The sequence below is a fragment of the Pseudomonas sp. TE6283 genome (assembly GCF_054060555.1).
In genome coordinates this window covers 1-15,387 of the sequence record NZ_JBSSDH010000028.1, presented here as the reverse complement: position 1 = coordinate 15,387, position 15,387 = coordinate 1, and the positions used below count along the sequence as shown (strand labels likewise).

The window sequence follows — 15,387 nt, the reverse complement described above, 5'->3', positions numbered from 1 at the left end:
TTTTTAGGAGCGCTGTAATGCCTGAGATCTACCATTTCCTACAACAACTGGTTAACGGATTGACCATCGGCAGTACCTACGCGCTGATCGCCATCGGTTACACGATGGTGTACGGCATCATCGGCATGATCAACTTCGCCCACGGCGAGGTTTACATGATCGGTTCCTACGTGGCCTTCATCGCCCTCGCCGGGCTGGCCATGATGGGCATCCACTCGTTGCCGATCCTGATGACCGTGGCCTTCGTCGCCACGATCTTCGTCACCAGCGCCTACGGCTACAGCATCGAACGGGTCGCCTACCGACCGCTGCGCAACAGCAACCGGCTGATCCCGCTGATCTCCGCCATCGGCATGTCGATCTTCCTGCAGAACACCGTCCTGCTGTCGCAGGACTCCAAGGACAAGTCCATCCCCAACCTGATCCCCGGCAGCTTCTCGTTCGGCCCGGGCGGCGCGGAGGAGGTGCTGGTCTCGTACATGCAGATCTTGGTGTTCGTGGTGACCCTCGTCGCCATGACCTGCCTGACCCTGTTCATCTCCCGTTCCCGCCTGGGTCGCGCCTGCCGCGCCTGCGCCGAGGACATCAAGATGGCCAACCTGCTGGGCATCAACACCAACAACATCATCGCCCTGACCTTCGTCATCGGCGCCGCGCTGGCGGCGGTGGCAGCCGTGCTGCTGAGCATGCAGTACGGGGTGATCAACCCCAACGCCGGTTTCCTGGTGGGCCTGAAGGCCTTCACCGCGGCGGTACTGGGCGGCATCGGCAGCATCCCGGGCGCCATGCTCGGTGGGCTGGTGCTGGGCGTGGCCGAAGCGTTCGGCGCCGACATCTTCGGCGACCAGTACAAGGACGTGGTGGCATTCGGTCTTTTGGTTCTTGTCCTGCTGTTCCGGCCGACCGGCATCCTGGGCCGCCCGGAGGTTGAAAAAGTATGAACAGAAATCTCAAACAGGCGTTCTTCAGCGCCTTGCTGGTCTGGGCCGTGGCCTTCCCGGTGCTGGGCCTGAAACTCAGCATCGACGGCATCAGCCTGATCGTGCACAGCCAGGGTTCGTTCACCATCAGCATCATCGCCGCGTGCTCGGTGCTGATGTTCCTGCGCGTATTGTTCGACAAGCAGTGGAGCGCGGTGATGGGCCGCCGCTCGGAGCGCAAGCTGGTACCGCCTTCGGTGACCAACTTCCTCACCCTGCCGAAGACCCAGCGCTGGGTCATCATGGGGCTGATCGTGGCGGCGCTGATCTGGCCGTTCTTCGGCTCGCGCGGCGCGGTCGACATCGCCACCTTGATCCTGATCTACGTGTTGCTGGGCCTGGGCCTGAACATCGTGGTGGGGCTTGCGGGCCTGCTCGACCTGGGTTACGTCGGCTTCTACGCCGTCGGCGCCTACAGCTACGCGATGCTCTCGCACTACCTGGGCTGGAGCTTCTGGGTGTGCCTGCCGATCGCCGGCCTGATGGCCGCCACCTTCGGCTTCCTGCTCGGTTTCCCGGTGCTGCGCCTGCGCGGCGACTACCTGGCGATCGTGACCTTGGGCTTCGGCGAGATCATCCGCCTGTTCCTGCGTAACCTCACCGACTGGACCGGCGGCCCCAACGGCATCAGCAACATCCCCAAGCCGGAGTTCTTCGGCCTGACCTTCGAACGCCGCGCCGCCGAGGGCATGCAGACCTTCCACGAGTTCTTCGGGCTGGAATACAACTCGATCAACAAGGTGATCTTCCTCTACCTGGTGGCCCTGCTGCTGGCGTTGCTGGCGCTGTTCGTCATCAACCGCCTGCTGCGCATGCCGATCGGGCGGGCCTGGGAAGCGCTGCGTGAAGACGAGATCGCCTGCCGCGCGCTGGGCCTGAACCCCACCGTGATCAAGCTCTCGGCGTTCACCCTGGGTGCCTGCTTCGCCGGTTTCGCCGGCAGCTTCTTCGCCGCCCGCCAGGGGCTGGTGACACCGGAGTCGTTCACCTTCATCGAGTCGGCGATCATCCTCGCCATCGTCGTGCTGGGTGGCATGGGTTCGCAGCTGGGCGTGATTCTCGCGGCCATCGTGATGATCCTGCTGCCGGAGATGATGCGTGAGTTCAGCGAATACCGGATGCTGATGTTCGGTGCGCTGATGGTGTTGATGATGATCTGGCGTCCGCAGGGCCTGCTGCCCATGCAACGTCCGCACATGGAGCTGCCTCGATGAGCCGCGAAATTCTGCAAGTCAGCGGCCTGAGCATGCGCTTCGGCGGCTTGTTGGCGGTCAACGGCGTGGGCCTGACCGTCAAGGAAAAACAAGTGGTGGCGTTGATCGGCCCGAACGGCGCCGGCAAGACCACCGTGTTCAACTGCCTCACCGGCTTCTACAAGCCCAGCGGCGGCACCATCCTGCTCGACGGCCAGCCGATCCAGGGCCTGGCCGGCCATCAGATCGCCCGCAAGGGCGTGGTGCGGACCTTCCAGAACGTGCGCCTGTTCAAGGAAATGACCGCGCTGGAAAACCTGCTGATCGCCCAGCACCGCCATCTGAACACCAACTTCTTCGCCGGCCTGTTCAAGACCCCGGGCTTCCGTCGCAGCGAGAAGCAGGCCATGGAGCGCGCGCAGTACTGGCTGGAGAAGGTCAACCTGACCGAGTTCGCCAACCGTACCGCCGGCACCCTCGCCTACGGCCAGCAGCGGCGCCTGGAAATCGCCCGCTGCATGATGACCCAACCGCGGATCATCATGCTCGACGAACCGGCCGCGGGCCTGAACCCCAAGGAGACCGAGGACCTCAAGGCCCTCATCGCCTACCTGCGCGAATCCCACAACGTGACCGTGCTGCTGATCGAGCACGACATGAAACTGGTGATGAGCATTTCCGACCACATCGTGGTGATCAACCAGGGCACGCCCCTGGCCGATGGCACGCCGGAAGAGATTCGCGGCAACCCTGATGTGATCAAGGCCTACCTGGGGGAAGCGTAAATGCTGAAGTTCGAGAACGTTTCCACCTTCTACGGCAAGATCCAGGCGCTGCACAGCGTCAACGTGGAGATCAACCAGGGAGAGATCGTCACCCTGATCGGTGCCAACGGTGCCGGCAAGTCGACCCTGCTGATGACCCTCTGCGGCTCGCCCCAGGCGAGCAGCGGCAGCATCAAGTACCTGGGCGAGGAGCTGGTCGGCCAGCCGTCCTCGCACATCATGCGCAAGAGCATCGCGGTGGTGCCGGAAGGCCGCCGCGTGTTCTCGCGCCTGACCGTCGAGGAAAACCTGGCCATGGGCGGTTTCTTCACCGACAAGGGCGACTACCAGGAGCAGTTGGACAAGGTCCTGCAACTGTTCCCGCGTCTGAAGGAACGCTACATCCAGCGCGGCGGCACCATGTCCGGCGGCGAGCAGCAGATGCTGGCCATCGGCCGGGCGCTGATGAGCAAGCCCAAGCTGCTGCTGCTCGACGAACCGTCGCTGGGCCTGGCGCCGATCATCATCCAGCAGATCTTCGACATCATCGAACAGCTGCGCCGCGATGGCGTGACGGTGTTCCTGGTGGAGCAGAACGCCAACCAGGCGCTGAAGATCGCCGACCGGGCGTATGTGCTGGAGAACGGCAAGGTGGTGATGCAGGGTACCGGTGAAGCGTTGCTGACCGACCCGAAGGTGCGCGACGCGTACCTCGGGGGTTGAATGATCAAAGGGCCTTCGGGCCCTTTTTTCTTGCCCCGCGATGAGGCCCTTGTGATCCCTGCGCACCCTGCGTAACGTGGCCAGCTCTTTTGCAACGTCTCCCGGAGCCCGCCCCATGCGCCTCACCCCTTCCCTGCTGCTTACCGCCCTGCTGCCGCTGTTCGCCGGCTGCCAGATGCTGGCCGAAAAACCGGTCGACCCAAACCTGGGCACTACCCGCATGCAAGGCGAGCTGAGCGCGGCCGGCGGTCATCTGCTGTTCAAGCCCTGCAGCGAAAGCCGTCGCTTCATCGTCAACGACGTCGCCGCCACCGGCATCCTGCAGGAAGCCGCCAACCTGGCCGACGACGCCGGTGACAAACTGTTCGCCGACGTCCGCGCGCGCATGACCGGCAGCAAACAGGCCGGCAGCGACGGCCAGCTCGACGTGACCCGCCTGTACCGACTGGAAACCTCCGAATACAGTGGCTGCGAAGACCCGAACTTCAAGCAGCTGACCCTGCGTGCCGGCGGCCATGAACCGGACTGGGACATCAAGGCCAGTGGCAAGGGCATGGTGCTCAACCGCATCGGCCAGGACCCGCTGCCGCTGCCTTACCTGGAGGAAGAAATGCCCGGCGGCGGCCTGAGCCTGTCCAGCGAAGCCAACGGCCAGCGCGTCGAGCTATGGGTCGCGCCGCAGCGCTGCGTCGACGGCGCCACCGGTGCCATCCGCCACCTCAAGGCCGAGCTGCGCATCGACGGCAAGACCCTGCAGGGCTGCGCCTACTACGGTGGCGCCCGCGACCTCTGATCGCCGGGCACTTTTATCCTGCCAGTCGGGGCGGCTAACAGCTTATACTTGGCGGTTTGTGTAAAGCCGCCGGCCGCCCATGGCCGGGATACTGGACCCTGCCATGCTACGAATCACCGAACTGAAGCTGCCCCTGGACCACTCCGACGACGAGCTGCGCGCCGCCATCGTCCAGCGCCTGGGCATCAGCGATGAGCAACTGCTCGGTTTCACCCTGTTCAAGCGCAGCTACGATGCGCGCAAGAAGAACAGCGAGCTGCTGTTCATCTACACCATCGACCTTGAAACCAGCAACGAAGACGAACTGCTGCGCCGCTTTGAAGACGACGGCAAGATCAGCGTGGCCCCGGACGTCAGCTACAAGTTCGTCGGCCAGGCCCCGGCCGACCTGCCTGCGCGCCCGATCGTGGTCGGCTTCGGCCCCTGCGGCATCTTCGCCGGGCTGGTCCTGGCGCAGATGGGCTTCAAGCCGATCGTGCTGGAACGCGGCAAGGAAGTGCGCCAGCGCACCAAGGACACCTGGGGCCTGTGGCGCAAGAGCGTGCTCAACCCCGAGTCCAACGTGCAGTTCGGCGAAGGCGGCGCCGGCACCTTCTCCGACGGCAAGCTGTACAGCCAGATCAAGGACCCGAACCACCACGGCCGCAAGGTGCTGGAAGAGTTCGTCAAGGCCGGTGCTCCGGAAGAGATCCTTTACATCAACAAGCCGCACATCGGTACCTTTCGCCTGACCAGCATGGTCGAGAAGATGCGCGAAGAAATCATCACCCTGGGCGGTGAGGTACGCTTCGAGCAGAAGGTTACCGACCTGCTGATCGACGGCGAACAGCTCACAGGCGTAGTACTGGACAGCGGCGAACAGCTGCACTCGCGCCATGTGGTCCTTGCCTTGGGTCACAGCGCCCGCGACACCTTCCGCATGCTCCACGCCAAAGGCGTGTTCATGGAAGCCAAGCCGTTCTCGGTCGGTTTCCGTATCGAGCACCCGCAGTCGCTGATCGACAAGGCGCGCCTGGGCAAGTACGCCGGCCACCCGAAGCTCGGCGCCGCCGACTACAAGCTGGTGCACCACGCCAAGAATGGCCGTTCGGTCTACAGCTTCTGCATGTGCCCGGGCGGCACCGTGGTCGCCGCCACCAGCGAACCGGGGCGCGTGGTCACCAACGGCATGAGCCAGTACTCACGCAATGAGCGCAACGCCAACTCCGGCATCGTCGTCGGTATCGACCCCGAGCGCGACTACCCGGGCGGCCCACTGGCTGGCATCGAGCTGCAGGAACGCCTGGAGGCCCATGCCTACGTGATGGGCGGCAGCAACTACCAGGCACCGGCGCAGTTGGTGGGTGACTTCGTCGCCGGCCGTCCGTCCACCGCGCTGGGCAGCGTCGAGCCGTCCTACAAGCCGGGCGTGACCCTGGGCGACCTGGCCCCGAGCCTGCCGGACTTCGCCATCGAGGCGATTCGTGAGGCGCTGCCGGCTTTCGACCGCCAGATCAAGGGCTACAACCTGCATGACGCGGTGCTGACCGGCATCGAGACCCGCACCTCCTCGCCGCTGCGCATCACCCGTGATGCCAGCTTCCAGAGCCTCAACCTCAGGGGCCTGTTCCCGGCGGGTGAAGGTGCGGGCTACGCTGGTGGCATCCTGTCAGCGGGCGTGGATGGCATCCGCATCGCCGAGGCGGTGGCGCGGGACATGCTCGGCCTGTAATCCCACTGCAGGGCAAGCAAAAGAAAACCCCGAACAGGCCAGGCCGGTTCGGGGTTTCTTTTGTGCGGTGATCAGTGCGTGACGCGACTGGTGCCATCGACGGTCATGATGCGCACACGCTCGCCCACACGGAAGATCTCGTTCTGCTGCACTTGCTGCACGTAGGCGCGCATGCTGCCGTCGTCTTCACGTACGGTAATCTCGACGCCCTGGGTGCGGGTCAGGCCTTCTTCGGCGGCCGAACCTGCCAGGCCACCGGCCACGGCACCGATGACCGCAGCAACGATGCTGCCACGGCCACCGCCGACGGCGCTGCCGGCGACACCACCGACGATGGCGCCGGCGCCCCCGCCAATCGGGGTCTTGGTGCCTTCGATCTTCACCGGACGCAGGGATTCGATGGTGCCCATGCGCACGGTCTGCACGCGGCGGGCCTCATCACGGGAGTAGCTGTCGCCGGTCAGCGACGACTGGCAGCCGCCCAGCAGCAGCGACACGGTGGTGAAGCTGGCCAGCAGCAAAGCGGATTTACGCATGGGGTCAATCTCCAGAAGACAGGTGTCCATTAGACTCCGCGCCTTGACAGGTGTCACGACGCAAACGTTATAAAATTGTTTTCATTCAGCCCAGGTACAGGCTATGCCGGCCATGTGGCGGGCCTTTTACGTGAGACCAAGGATAGCCATGGATTACTTCATCGTCGTCGTGGTGACTATCGCCGGCCTGTATTTTCACGGGTGGCTGTATGTGCGCATGCGTCGCTGGATGGACCGGGACCTGGCGCTGTCGCTGGCCGGGGAGGATCCGGCGAAGCGGGATTTCATGCTCAAGATGCTCGAGCGGGCGCGGCTGGAGAAAGTGCGGCGCAAGGAGTTGGCGGCGTGGCTGGAACGGGAGGCGGCGGGGTATCGGTAATGCTTGCTGGGGCTGCTTTGCAGCAGCCCCAGCACCTCAGGGCGCCAGGCGCTCGCGCAGCCACTGGCCATCGACCAGCCGGTAGTTCAGCCGGTCGTGCAAGCGGCTGGCTCGCCCCTGCCAGAACTCGACACGCTCCGGCACCAGGCGGTAGCCGCCCCAGTGTTCCGGGCAATGCGGTTGCGTATCGGAAAAGCGCGCCTCGGTGGCCTTGACCAGCCCTTCCAGTTCCTCACGGTCGGCGATCACCCGGCTCTGCGGCGACGCCCAGGCGCCCAGGCGGCTGCCCAGTGGGCGTACCTGGTAGTAATCGTCCGACTCCTTGGCCGTGACCTTTTCCACCCGCCCTTCGATTCGCACCTGGCGCTCCAGCGCCGGCCAGAAGAAGGTCATGGCCGCGAACGGGTTCACCGCGATGTGCTGGCCCTTGGCGCTTTCGTAATTGGTGAAGAACGTGAACCCTCGGGCATCGAGGGCCTTGAGCAACAGCACCCGGCAATGCGGGCGGCCGTCGGCGTCGACGGTCGCCAGGGTCATGGCGTTGGCTTCCACCGGCAGTTGCTCGGTCTTCACCGCGTCAGCGAACCAGTGGTGGAACAGCGCGAACGGCTCCCCCGGGGCCTGGGCTTCGGCCAGGCCATCACGGGTGTAGTCGCGGCGCATATCGGCCAGGGATTGGGTCATGACTGCGTTTCCTTGACGATCAGTTGGTCTTCGCAGGGCTGTTGGCGGCGACTTTCTTGTCGGTGGCGGCCTTCTTCGCCGCAGGTTTGGCCGGAGCGGCTTTCTTCTTCGCGGCGGTGCTGGCCTTGGCCGGCGCCTTGGCCTTGGCGGCCGGCTTTTTCGCAGCTGGCTTGGCAGCGGCCTTGGCGGCAGGCTTGGCCGCCGGGGCCTTGGCATCCTGGGTGGCGACCATCGCCGTCGGGGCTGGCGCCGGGGCGGCCTGCTGGTACTTGGCCAGCAGCGCGACCATGGTGTTCTGCGGGGTCAGCAGCAGCTCGACGCGGCGGTTCAGGGCACGGCCCTCGGCGCTGTCGTTGGCGGCGCGCGGCATCACCGAGCCCATGCCCTTGAGCATCAGGCGGTCACGCTGCAGGCCGCTGAGACGGAAGATCGCCGACACCGAAGCAGCGCGCTCGAGGCTGAGCTTCTGGTTGGCGGCGGTGGCACCGCTGCTGTCGGCGTGGCCGAGGATCAGCACCGCGGTCTTGGTGTCGGTCTCAATGGCCTTGGCCACCTGGGTGATCGGGCCGAGGGTGACCGGCAGCAGCATGTTCGGACGGTCCGGGTTGTAGGAGCTGTCCACCGGAATGGTTACCGCCAGCACATCTTCACGGCGCTCGAGTTCGAACTTGCTGCCCTTGATCGCTTCGCGGACCTTTGGCTCGTACTGGTCGAGCCAGGCCTGGGTGGCCTTCTGGTCGATCTTCGGCACCGCCGCGACCTTGTCCTTTTTCTCGTCGCTACCGAACGGCCACCACCAGCGGCTGGCGCTCTCGGACTTGGCATCGGCCTTGGCGACGTTTTCGACGACAGCCTCCTTCACTTCCTTGTCGGCGACCTTGTCCGAACCAAAGGGCCACCAGTTCAAGCCACTGTCCTTGGAAGCGTCCTGGGAGTGGCTGGCGCAGCCGGTCATGGCCAGGCATAGGGCGAGTGCTAAGGTTTTATGTGAAGACATCAGCGATACACCATGAAATAGAAAGAAATTTTGCCCATACCCGTCAGGCGTTGGCATTGAGGATAGTCAAAGGCTCCGGGCAATACCCGTGTTACCCGATCAAAGGCAACTGCCAAGGACACGCACCAGGCGTTGAGCGCGCGGGTCCATCAGCACATAGGGGCCCAGGGTATTGGTGACGAAGCCAAAGGCCACGTCGTGTTCGGGGTCGGCAAAGCCGACCGAGCCGCCCGCGCCGGGATGGCCGAACGCCCGCGCGCCAAGGCCGAAAGTGGCGTTGGCCACTTCTGGCTGGTCGAGCATGCAGCCCAGGCCGAAGCGGGTCTGGGTCAACAGGGTGCGGTCCTGGCCGAGGCTGTGCTCGCGGGTCAGTTCGTCGAGCAGCTCGGACTCCAGCAGGCTGCCGTCGAGCAGGCCGGCATAGAAGCCAGCCAGGCTGCGGGCGTTGCCGTGGCCATTGGCCGCTGGCTGCTGCATGCGCCGCCATTCGGGCTTGTTGGTGCTGGTGAGGATCGCCGGCGGGTTGGTGAAGGCCCGGGTCGACAGGGCCTCGGGCTCGCGCATGGTGACCTGCAGCAGGCGCTGGGCCGCGGCATCGCCGGGGTTACCCTTGCCGCGGGCGATATGCGCCACGCGGTGGAATTCGTCGTCCGCCAGGCCAACATGGAAATCCAGCCCCAATGGCCGGGCGGTTCGGGCCACGATCGAGTCGCCGGGGCCGCGACCGTCGGCGCGGCGGATCAGCTCACCGATCAGCCAGCCATAGGTGATCGCCGCGTAACCGTGTTCGCTTCCGGGTGTCCACCAGGGCGCTTCGGCGGCCAGGGCATCGACCATGGCTTGCCAGTCGTACAGCGCCTCGGCCGGCAGCAGCTCGCGGATGGCCGGCAGGCCGGCGCGGTGGCTGAGCAACTGGCGCAGGGTGACCTGCTCCTTGCCGGCCTGGGCGAACTCCGGCCAGTAGCGCGCCACCGGCGCATCGAGGGCCAGCTTGCCCTCGCCCACCAGTTGCAGGGCGGTGACGGCGGTGAAGGTCTTGGTGCAGGAGAACAGGTTGGCGATGGTATCGCTGTGCCAGGCCTCGCGGCCGTCCTTGTCGGCGCTGCCGGCCCACAGGTCGACGACGGTCTCGCCGCCAACCTGGATGCACAATGCGGCACCACGTTCCTGGGGATCCTCGAACAACGCGGCGAAGGCATCGCGCACCGCCTCGAACTTCAGCTCATAGTGACCCTGGATCTGCACCCGACTACCTCTCTGTACGACCTGGCTTGCAAAGGGGTGCATTGTTTCAGTAGTTGGGCGATTTGCAAACTGGATATGGCTGGGTGGTTGCCAGGGGCGCCCTTGTTCCCTGATGGAACGCTATCGCGGGGCAAGCCCACTCCCACGAAAGCGCTGCCAGGGACAGCGCTCATTTTTTGGGGGCGGGCTTGTCCAGTTCGGTGCGTAGCTGCGTGAGGCTCTGCAGGTTGCTCCGGCGCACGGTTTCGACGAAGCCCGGGTAGCTCACGTCGGTAATGGCCACCAGGCCCAGATGGCCGTTTTCGCCATCCAGCAACCGGCCGCTGGCCGGCTGGTCCAGATACTGGAACCAGTGCGCGCCAACGATCATCGGCTGGGCCATGGCGGCCTTGAGGAAGTTGGCATAGGCCGGGCCCCGATCCTCCTCCCGGGCCACTTCAAGCGGGCCGGGCCAGAACGGACCGCGATCGCGGGAGCCGAACTGGAACTCCGAGACCAGCACCGGCTTGTCCAGCTCGGCCAAACGGGCGAAGTCATAGCCGTCTTCAGGCTTCAAGGTATAGAAGTTGAAGCTCAGCACATCGCAGAACCTGGCGCAGGCCTGCACCGCCTCGGGCGTGCTGACCGCATAGCGCCCGCCCAGCAGCAGATGGTTGGGCGCATGCCATTTCAGGGCATCGGAAATGGTCTTGAAATAGGTTTCGGCGAACACCTGCTGGAAATACTGGTAGTCGCGCTCGATTTCCGGGTGTTCCGGATTGGGCAAGGGCGCCTCGAAGCCAGGGTCTTCCATCAGCTCCCAAGCGCTCAGCTCGATTCCCCAGGCCTTGGACAAGCCTTGCTGGTTGCGGTACTTGTCGCGCAGCTGCTTGAGGAACGCGCGCTTGGCCGGCACATCGGTGGTCAGGCGCAAGGTGCCGTAGGCCAGGCCGTAGCGCGCCTTGGGATCGTCGCCGGGGGCGGCCCAGGCCAGCTCGTTGTCGGCGAAATAACCGATCAGCCAGGGGTCGTCGCGGTGATCCCGGGCGGCGATGGCCACGGCGCGCTCGGTGGCCATGGCGAAGCGCGGGTCGAACGGGTCGGGCATGCGACCCCACCAGTCCATGCCGGTGCTGATGCTGGCGTAGTCACCGACGATCGACAGCGGCAAGGTGTACGGCAGGCGCCTGGCCTGGCCGAGGGCCGGGTCGCTCCAGTTGCCGAGGGTGTTGAAGCCCCAGGCCTGCAGGCGATCAAGGGTGTGGGCCTGCCAGCGCCGGGCGTCCAGGGCCGGGCAGGCCGTGCCATCCTGCGGACAAGGCTTGCCGTAGGTGCGCTGCAGGTTGGCCGCATAGAAATCGAACCAGCGCCCTTGCTTGAAGCCCCGGCCCTGGGACGAGGCATTGCCGTCGTCATTGTTTCCTTCGCCGTAGAACGCGTTCATGGCGTCGCCCTCGCCCGGCAAGCCCTTGAACATGCCTTCGCGACCGGCGACATAGGTGCGCCCGCCATCGGCGGCAACGGCATTGACGCCGAGCGAATAGAACGGATGCCCGTCGGGCGTCACCAGGTACCAGCGCCCGTCGCGCTTCTCGGTGCGGAAGAAGCCCTTGGCTTCGAAGGCCGCCCCCGCGAGCAGGCCGCCATAGGTGTCCAGCTTGAGCTTGTCGCGCTCAGCCAGCCAGGCCTTGAGTTGTGCTTGTTCACGGTTGTCGGCGGCCTTGAGCTGCTCATCGCCGACGATCTTCTCCGGCCAGCGGCCCCGAGTCGACTGCCCATAGGCATCGATCAATTCGCTGTAGGCAGCCTTGAACGCCTGGTCGTCATCCTGCAGGCCGATTTTCTCGATCAACAGGCTCTGGGCTACCTTGGGGCCGGGAATGCTCAGGCTGATCGAAGTGACCTGCGCCAAGTCCACCGCGCCTTCACTGCTGGTGAGTAGCAGGCGTTGTCCCTCGAAAGTCCAGGGCATCGGTGGCCCGGCGCGCATACCCTGGCTCAGTGGTGAACTGGCCTTGAGCGGAATCATCACGGTCTGCGCGGGCCCGGCCGGCAGGTCGATGCGGCTGGTGAGGGTACGCCCGTCGCTGCTCTGCACCGTTACATCGACAGTCAGCGCCCAGTCCATGCCACTCTGCAGGCGCAGGGTCAGTGCCTGGCCGGCGCTCCAGTCCCACGCTCCGCCTTGCGGCGCGAGGCGCAGGGTCGGCTGCGCCACCGGGTTGAACACCACCCGCCGCAACACTTCGCCTTCGGCTGTCTGTTCCGCGTTGTACTGCGGCAGGTTGGCGTCCTGGGTGACGACATTCACCACCGAGGCCGGGCGCACGAAGCTGAACAGCGTCTGTTGCCCGGCCAGCAAGGGCGCACTGAACAACAGGGAGAACACGACAGGCAGGGTGCGGCGGATCATAGGGCGGTGACTCTCCTTCGGAGCCCGTCATGGGCTCGCAATCGAGTAATGGACAACGGGTCTAGCGTCTTGCTCCGGCGCTCAGCCGATTTCCCGTCGGAAGGGTGGCAGTGCGTTGAGAATAGCCTTGCCGTAGCGTTGGGTGACCAGGCGTCGATCGAGCAAGGTGATGACGCCACGGTCCTGCTCGGTACGCAGCAACCGACCACAGGCCTGGATCAGGCGCAGCGACGCGTCGGGCACGGCGATTTCCATGAACGGGTTGCCGCCCCGGGCTTCGATCCATTCGGCCAGCGCTGCTTCGACCGGGTCATCCGGCACGGCGAAGGGAATCTTGGCGATCACGACGTGCTCGCAGTAGGCACCCGGCAGGTCGACACCCTCGGCAAAGCTGGCCAGGCCGAACAGCACGCTGTGCTGGCCATCGTCGACCCGCGCCTTGTGCTTGTTGAGGGTCTCCTGTTTGGACAGGTTGCCCTGGATCAGCACCAGCTTGCGCCAGTCGCGGTCCAGGCCATCGAACACGTCCTGCATCTGCTTGCGCGAGGAGAACAGCACCAGTGCGCCACGCGCGTCCTCGACGATACCCGGCAACTCGCGAATGATCGCCGCGGTGTGCGCCGTGGCGTCCCGCGGGTCGGCGCCGAGGTCGGGCACCCGCAGCAGGCCGGCGTCGCCATGCACGAACGGGCTGGGCACCACGCATTGCACGGCATCGCGGGGCAGGCCCGAACGCATGCGGAAGCGGTCGAACTTGCCCAGGGCGGTGAGCGTTGCCGAGGTCACCAGGGCGCCATAAGCGACGTTCCACAGGCTCTTGCGCAGCATCTCGGCGGCCAGGATGGGGCTGGCATTGACTTCGATGTCAAACAGCGCGCCGCTTTCGGCCAGGGTCAGCCAGCGGGCCATGGGCGGGTTGTCTTCCGGATCTTCGGCGGTGAACGCGGTCCACAGTTCCCAGTTGCCCTGGGCGCGGGTCACCAGGCTGCCGAACAGCGGGTACCACTCCTCGGCCTGGTGGCTGGCGATACCAATGTTGTTCTCGCCGTCCATGCCTTCCTTGAGCAGGTCGGCCAGGCGGGTAAACAGGTCGTTGAGGCGGGCGAAGCCTTTCTTGAGCTCGATGCCGACCTCGCGGATCTGCTCAGGCACCACCCCGCCTTCGAAACGGTAGCGCGGGCGGTCACGGCCTTCCATGTCCTCGCCGGCGCGGAAATCCGCCACCTGCTCGCAGAGGGTGAACATGAACTGCTGCTGGGTGCGGACTTCCCGCGCCAGCTCCGGGACCTGCTCGATGTACTTGCCAAGGTCGCCCGGCAGCGGATGCTGGGCCAGCAGCTTGGTCAGGTTCTTGGCGGTCTGCTCCAGCCAGTCGGCGGTGGAGCGCAGGCGCGAATAGTGGGCGAAGTGGCCGATGGCCTTGTCGGGCAGGTGGTGGCCTTCGTCGAACACGTACAGGGTGTCGCGCGGGTCGGGCAGCACGGCGCCACCGCCCAGGGCCAGGTCGGCCAGGACCATGTCGTGGTTGGTGACGATCACATCGACCTTGCCCATGCCTTCACGGGCCTTGTAGAACACGCACTGCTGGAAGTTCGGGCAATGCCGGCCGGTGCACTGGCCATGGTCGGTGGTCAGGCGGGCCCAGTCCTGGTCCTCGATGGTTTCGGACCAGCTGTCGCGGTCGCCGTCCCAGCGGTTGCCGGCGAGCTTCTCGATCATGCTGTTGAACAGCTTCTGGCTGCGCTCGTCGACCTCGATGCGAAAGCCCTCTTCCTCGAACAGCTGGGCAGTGGCCGACTGGGCATGGCCTTCCTGCAGCAGGACGTCGAGCTTGGACAGGCACAGGTAGCGGCCGCGGCCCTTGGCCAGGGCGAAGCTGAAGTTCAGCCCGCTGTTGCGCATCAGGTCGGGCAGGTCCTTGAAGACGATCTGCTCCTGCAGGGCCACGGTCGCAGTGGCGATCACCAGGCGCTTGCCGGCGGCCTTGGCCGCGGGGATCGCGGCCAGGCTGTAGGCAACGGTCTTGCCGGTACCGGTGCCGGCCTCGACGGCCACCACGGCGGGCTCGCCGGCACGGCGGCCGTCGTCGTCGCAGGCGATGTCGCCGAGCACCTTGGCCACTTCGGCGATCATCAGGCGCTGGCCGTAGCGTGGCTTGAGGCTTTTGGCTTCGAGGAAACGCGAGTAGGCGCCCTGGATGGTGGCTTTGAGTTCGTTGCTGATCATGGTCTGCAGGCGCCCGGAGGGCTGGATATATTTTCAGTGTTTCGCATGGGCCGGCTATCATACTCCGCTATTGCCCTTTGTGCCGCATGGAGATCCGGATGCTTGCCTTTGCCCTGCCCTACACCTTGCATGTCCTGGCCGCCCTTGTCTGGGTCGGGGGGATGTTCTTCGCCTGGCTGGTGCTGCGGCCGGCAACGGTTGTCGCGCTGGAGGGGCCTGCGCGGCTGCGGTTGTGGGTGGAGGTTTTCCAGCGGTTCTTCAGATGGGTCTGGCTGGCGGTAGCGGTGTTGGCTGTCAGCGGGGTCGGGATGATTCACCTGCGGTTTGCCGGGTTCGAGACCGCGCCTCGTTACGTGCAGGTGATGATTGGCGGGGGGATTGTCATGTTTGCGTTGTTCATGCGGATTCAGTCTTTGTTGCTGCCTGAACTGCGGACGGCGGTGGAGGCTGGGGATTGGGCTTCGGGGGCTGGGGTACTGGGGCGGATTCGGCGGTTGGTGGGGGTTAATTTGTTGATTGGGGTGTTGGTGGTGGGGGTGGCCAGTTCGCGAGTTTGGGTTTGAGGGGGTTGGCTTCGGCTTCGGCTTCGGCTTCGGCTTCGGCTTCGGCTTCGGCTTCGGCTTCACAGATGATTGTTTTTGGTTTTTGTAAGCACATTCGTAGGTGATGTCGACATTTAGTCACCTTTCCGCCCTTACGGCGGGTTACTTTGGTCTTGGCCAAAGTAACCAAAGCCGCCCCGCTCCGTTCATCCGGCCCCTGCG

At 65.1% G+C, this 15,387-nt stretch carries 14 protein-coding genes; 8 read left to right on the top strand and 6 right to left on the bottom strand.

Features of this window, described 5'->3' with window-relative positions; genetic code table 11:
• The first annotated feature begins 17 nt into the window (after positions 1–17).
• The 6 genes from livH to ACVWZ5_RS24035 all read left to right on the top strand — a co-directional run bounded on the left by livH (position 18) and on the right by ACVWZ5_RS24035 (position 6,164).
• On the top strand, positions 18–941 hold the full coding sequence (gene livH / locus ACVWZ5_RS24060) for a high-affinity branched-chain amino acid ABC transporter permease LivH (RefSeq protein ID WP_028692119.1): 924 nt from the start codon (positions 18–20) through the stop codon (positions 939–941).
• Positions 938–2,194, top strand: a complete 1,257-nt coding sequence (locus tag ACVWZ5_RS24055; RefSeq protein ID WP_028692120.1) for a high-affinity branched-chain amino acid ABC transporter permease LivM — start codon at positions 938–940, stop codon at positions 2,192–2,194. The genes livH and ACVWZ5_RS24055 overlap by 4 nt, the downstream gene beginning before the upstream one ends.
• Positions 2,191–2,958 carry a high-affinity branched-chain amino acid ABC transporter ATP-binding protein LivG gene (livG, locus tag ACVWZ5_RS24050; RefSeq protein WP_062573081.1) on the top strand — a complete coding sequence of 256 codons (768 nt, stop codon included), beginning with the start codon at positions 2,191–2,193 and terminating at the stop codon, positions 2,956–2,958. The genes ACVWZ5_RS24055 and livG overlap by 4 nt, the downstream gene beginning before the upstream one ends.
• Complete coding sequence (locus ACVWZ5_RS24045; RefSeq protein ID WP_028692122.1) at positions 2,959–3,660, top strand: ABC transporter ATP-binding protein; 702 nt, start codon at positions 2,959–2,961, stop codon at positions 3,658–3,660.
• 115 nt (positions 3,661–3,775) lie between these two features.
• Positions 3,776–4,453: a COG3650 family protein gene (locus ACVWZ5_RS24040; RefSeq protein WP_028692123.1), complete on the top strand. Its 678-nt coding sequence runs from the start codon at positions 3,776–3,778 to the stop codon at positions 4,451–4,453.
• A 103-nt stretch (positions 4,454–4,556) separates the two neighbouring features.
• On the top strand, positions 4,557–6,164 hold the full coding sequence (locus ACVWZ5_RS24035) for an NAD(P)/FAD-dependent oxidoreductase (RefSeq protein ID WP_062573080.1): 1,608 nt from the start codon (positions 4,557–4,559) through the stop codon (positions 6,162–6,164).
• A 71-nt stretch (positions 6,165–6,235) separates the two neighbouring features.
• Here the strand turns inward: ACVWZ5_RS24035 and ACVWZ5_RS24030 are convergent, their stop codons facing one another.
• On the bottom strand, positions 6,236–6,700 hold the full coding sequence (locus tag ACVWZ5_RS24030; RefSeq protein WP_023632818.1) for an outer membrane lipoprotein: 465 nt from the start codon (positions 6,698–6,700) through the stop codon (positions 6,236–6,238).
• A 148-nt stretch (positions 6,701–6,848) separates the two neighbouring features.
• Here ACVWZ5_RS24030 and ACVWZ5_RS24025 point away from each other — a divergent pair, with 148 nt between their 5' ends.
• Positions 6,849–7,079: a hypothetical protein gene (locus ACVWZ5_RS24025; protein WP_457340910.1), complete on the top strand. Its 231-nt coding sequence runs from the start codon at positions 6,849–6,851 to the stop codon at positions 7,077–7,079.
• A gap of 36 nt (positions 7,080–7,115) precedes the next feature.
• Here the strand turns inward: ACVWZ5_RS24025 and pdxH are convergent, their stop codons facing one another.
• From pdxH to dinG, 5 genes are all read right to left on the bottom strand, one after another.
• Entirely contained in the window at positions 7,116–7,763 is a 648-nt protein-coding gene (gene pdxH / locus ACVWZ5_RS24020) for a pyridoxamine 5'-phosphate oxidase (RefSeq protein WP_084943277.1), read from the bottom strand.
• Between the two features lie 19 nt (positions 7,764–7,782).
• Complete coding sequence (locus tag ACVWZ5_RS24015; RefSeq protein WP_062573078.1) at positions 7,783–8,760, bottom strand: OmpA family protein; 978 nt, start codon at positions 8,758–8,760, stop codon at positions 7,783–7,785.
• A gap of 99 nt (positions 8,761–8,859) precedes the next feature.
• Positions 8,860–10,005: a serine hydrolase domain-containing protein gene (locus ACVWZ5_RS24010; protein ID WP_050704223.1), complete on the bottom strand. Its 1,146-nt coding sequence runs from the start codon at positions 10,003–10,005 to the stop codon at positions 8,860–8,862.
• Positions 10,006–10,174: 169 nt separating this feature from the next.
• Entirely contained in the window at positions 10,175–12,397 is a 2,223-nt protein-coding gene (locus ACVWZ5_RS24005) for a beta-galactosidase (protein WP_084943273.1), read from the bottom strand.
• 81 nt (positions 12,398–12,478) lie between these two features.
• Positions 12,479–14,623: an ATP-dependent DNA helicase DinG gene (gene dinG / locus ACVWZ5_RS24000; protein WP_062573076.1), complete on the bottom strand. Its 2,145-nt coding sequence runs from the start codon at positions 14,621–14,623 to the stop codon at positions 12,479–12,481.
• Positions 14,624–14,721: 98 nt separating this feature from the next.
• Between dinG and ACVWZ5_RS23995 the strand changes: the two genes are divergently transcribed.
• Positions 14,722–15,186, top strand: a complete 465-nt coding sequence (locus tag ACVWZ5_RS23995; RefSeq protein WP_096048550.1) for a CopD family protein — start codon at positions 14,722–14,724, stop codon at positions 15,184–15,186.
• The last annotated feature ends 201 nt before the right edge of the window (positions 15,187–15,387 follow it).

Bases quoted from the DNA above. Each gene is read 5' to 3' on its own strand.
- ACVWZ5_RS23995 (WP_096048550.1), top strand. From the start codon at position 14,722: ATGCTTGCCTTTGCCCTGCCCTACACCTTGCATGTCCTGGCCGCCCTT.
- ACVWZ5_RS24055 (WP_028692120.1), top strand. From the start codon at position 938: ATGAACAGAAATCTCAAACAGGCGTTCTTCAGCGCCTTGCTGGTCTGG.
- ACVWZ5_RS24025 (WP_457340910.1), top strand. From the start codon at position 6,849: ATGGATTACTTCATCGTCGTCGTGGTGACTATCGCCGGCCTGTATTTT.
- ACVWZ5_RS24035 (WP_062573080.1), top strand. From the start codon at position 4,557: ATGCTACGAATCACCGAACTGAAGCTGCCCCTGGACCACTCCGACGAC.
- pdxH (WP_084943277.1), bottom strand. From the start codon at position 7,763: ATGACCCAATCCCTGGCCGATATGCGCCGCGACTACACCCGTGATGGC.
- dinG (WP_062573076.1), bottom strand. From the start codon at position 14,623: ATGATCAGCAACGAACTCAAAGCCACCATCCAGGGCGCCTACTCGCGT.
- ACVWZ5_RS24040 (WP_028692123.1), top strand. From the start codon at position 3,776: ATGCGCCTCACCCCTTCCCTGCTGCTTACCGCCCTGCTGCCGCTGTTC.
- livG (WP_062573081.1), top strand. From the start codon at position 2,191: ATGAGCCGCGAAATTCTGCAAGTCAGCGGCCTGAGCATGCGCTTCGGC.
- ACVWZ5_RS24045 (WP_028692122.1), top strand. From the start codon at position 2,959: ATGCTGAAGTTCGAGAACGTTTCCACCTTCTACGGCAAGATCCAGGCG.
- ACVWZ5_RS24005 (WP_084943273.1), bottom strand. From the start codon at position 12,397: ATGATCCGCCGCACCCTGCCTGTCGTGTTCTCCCTGTTGTTCAGTGCG.
- ACVWZ5_RS24015 (WP_062573078.1), bottom strand. From the start codon at position 8,760: ATGTCTTCACATAAAACCTTAGCACTCGCCCTATGCCTGGCCATGACC.
- ACVWZ5_RS24030 (WP_023632818.1), bottom strand. From the start codon at position 6,700: ATGCGTAAATCCGCTTTGCTGCTGGCCAGCTTCACCACCGTGTCGCTG.
- livH (WP_028692119.1), top strand. From the start codon at position 18: ATGCCTGAGATCTACCATTTCCTACAACAACTGGTTAACGGATTGACC.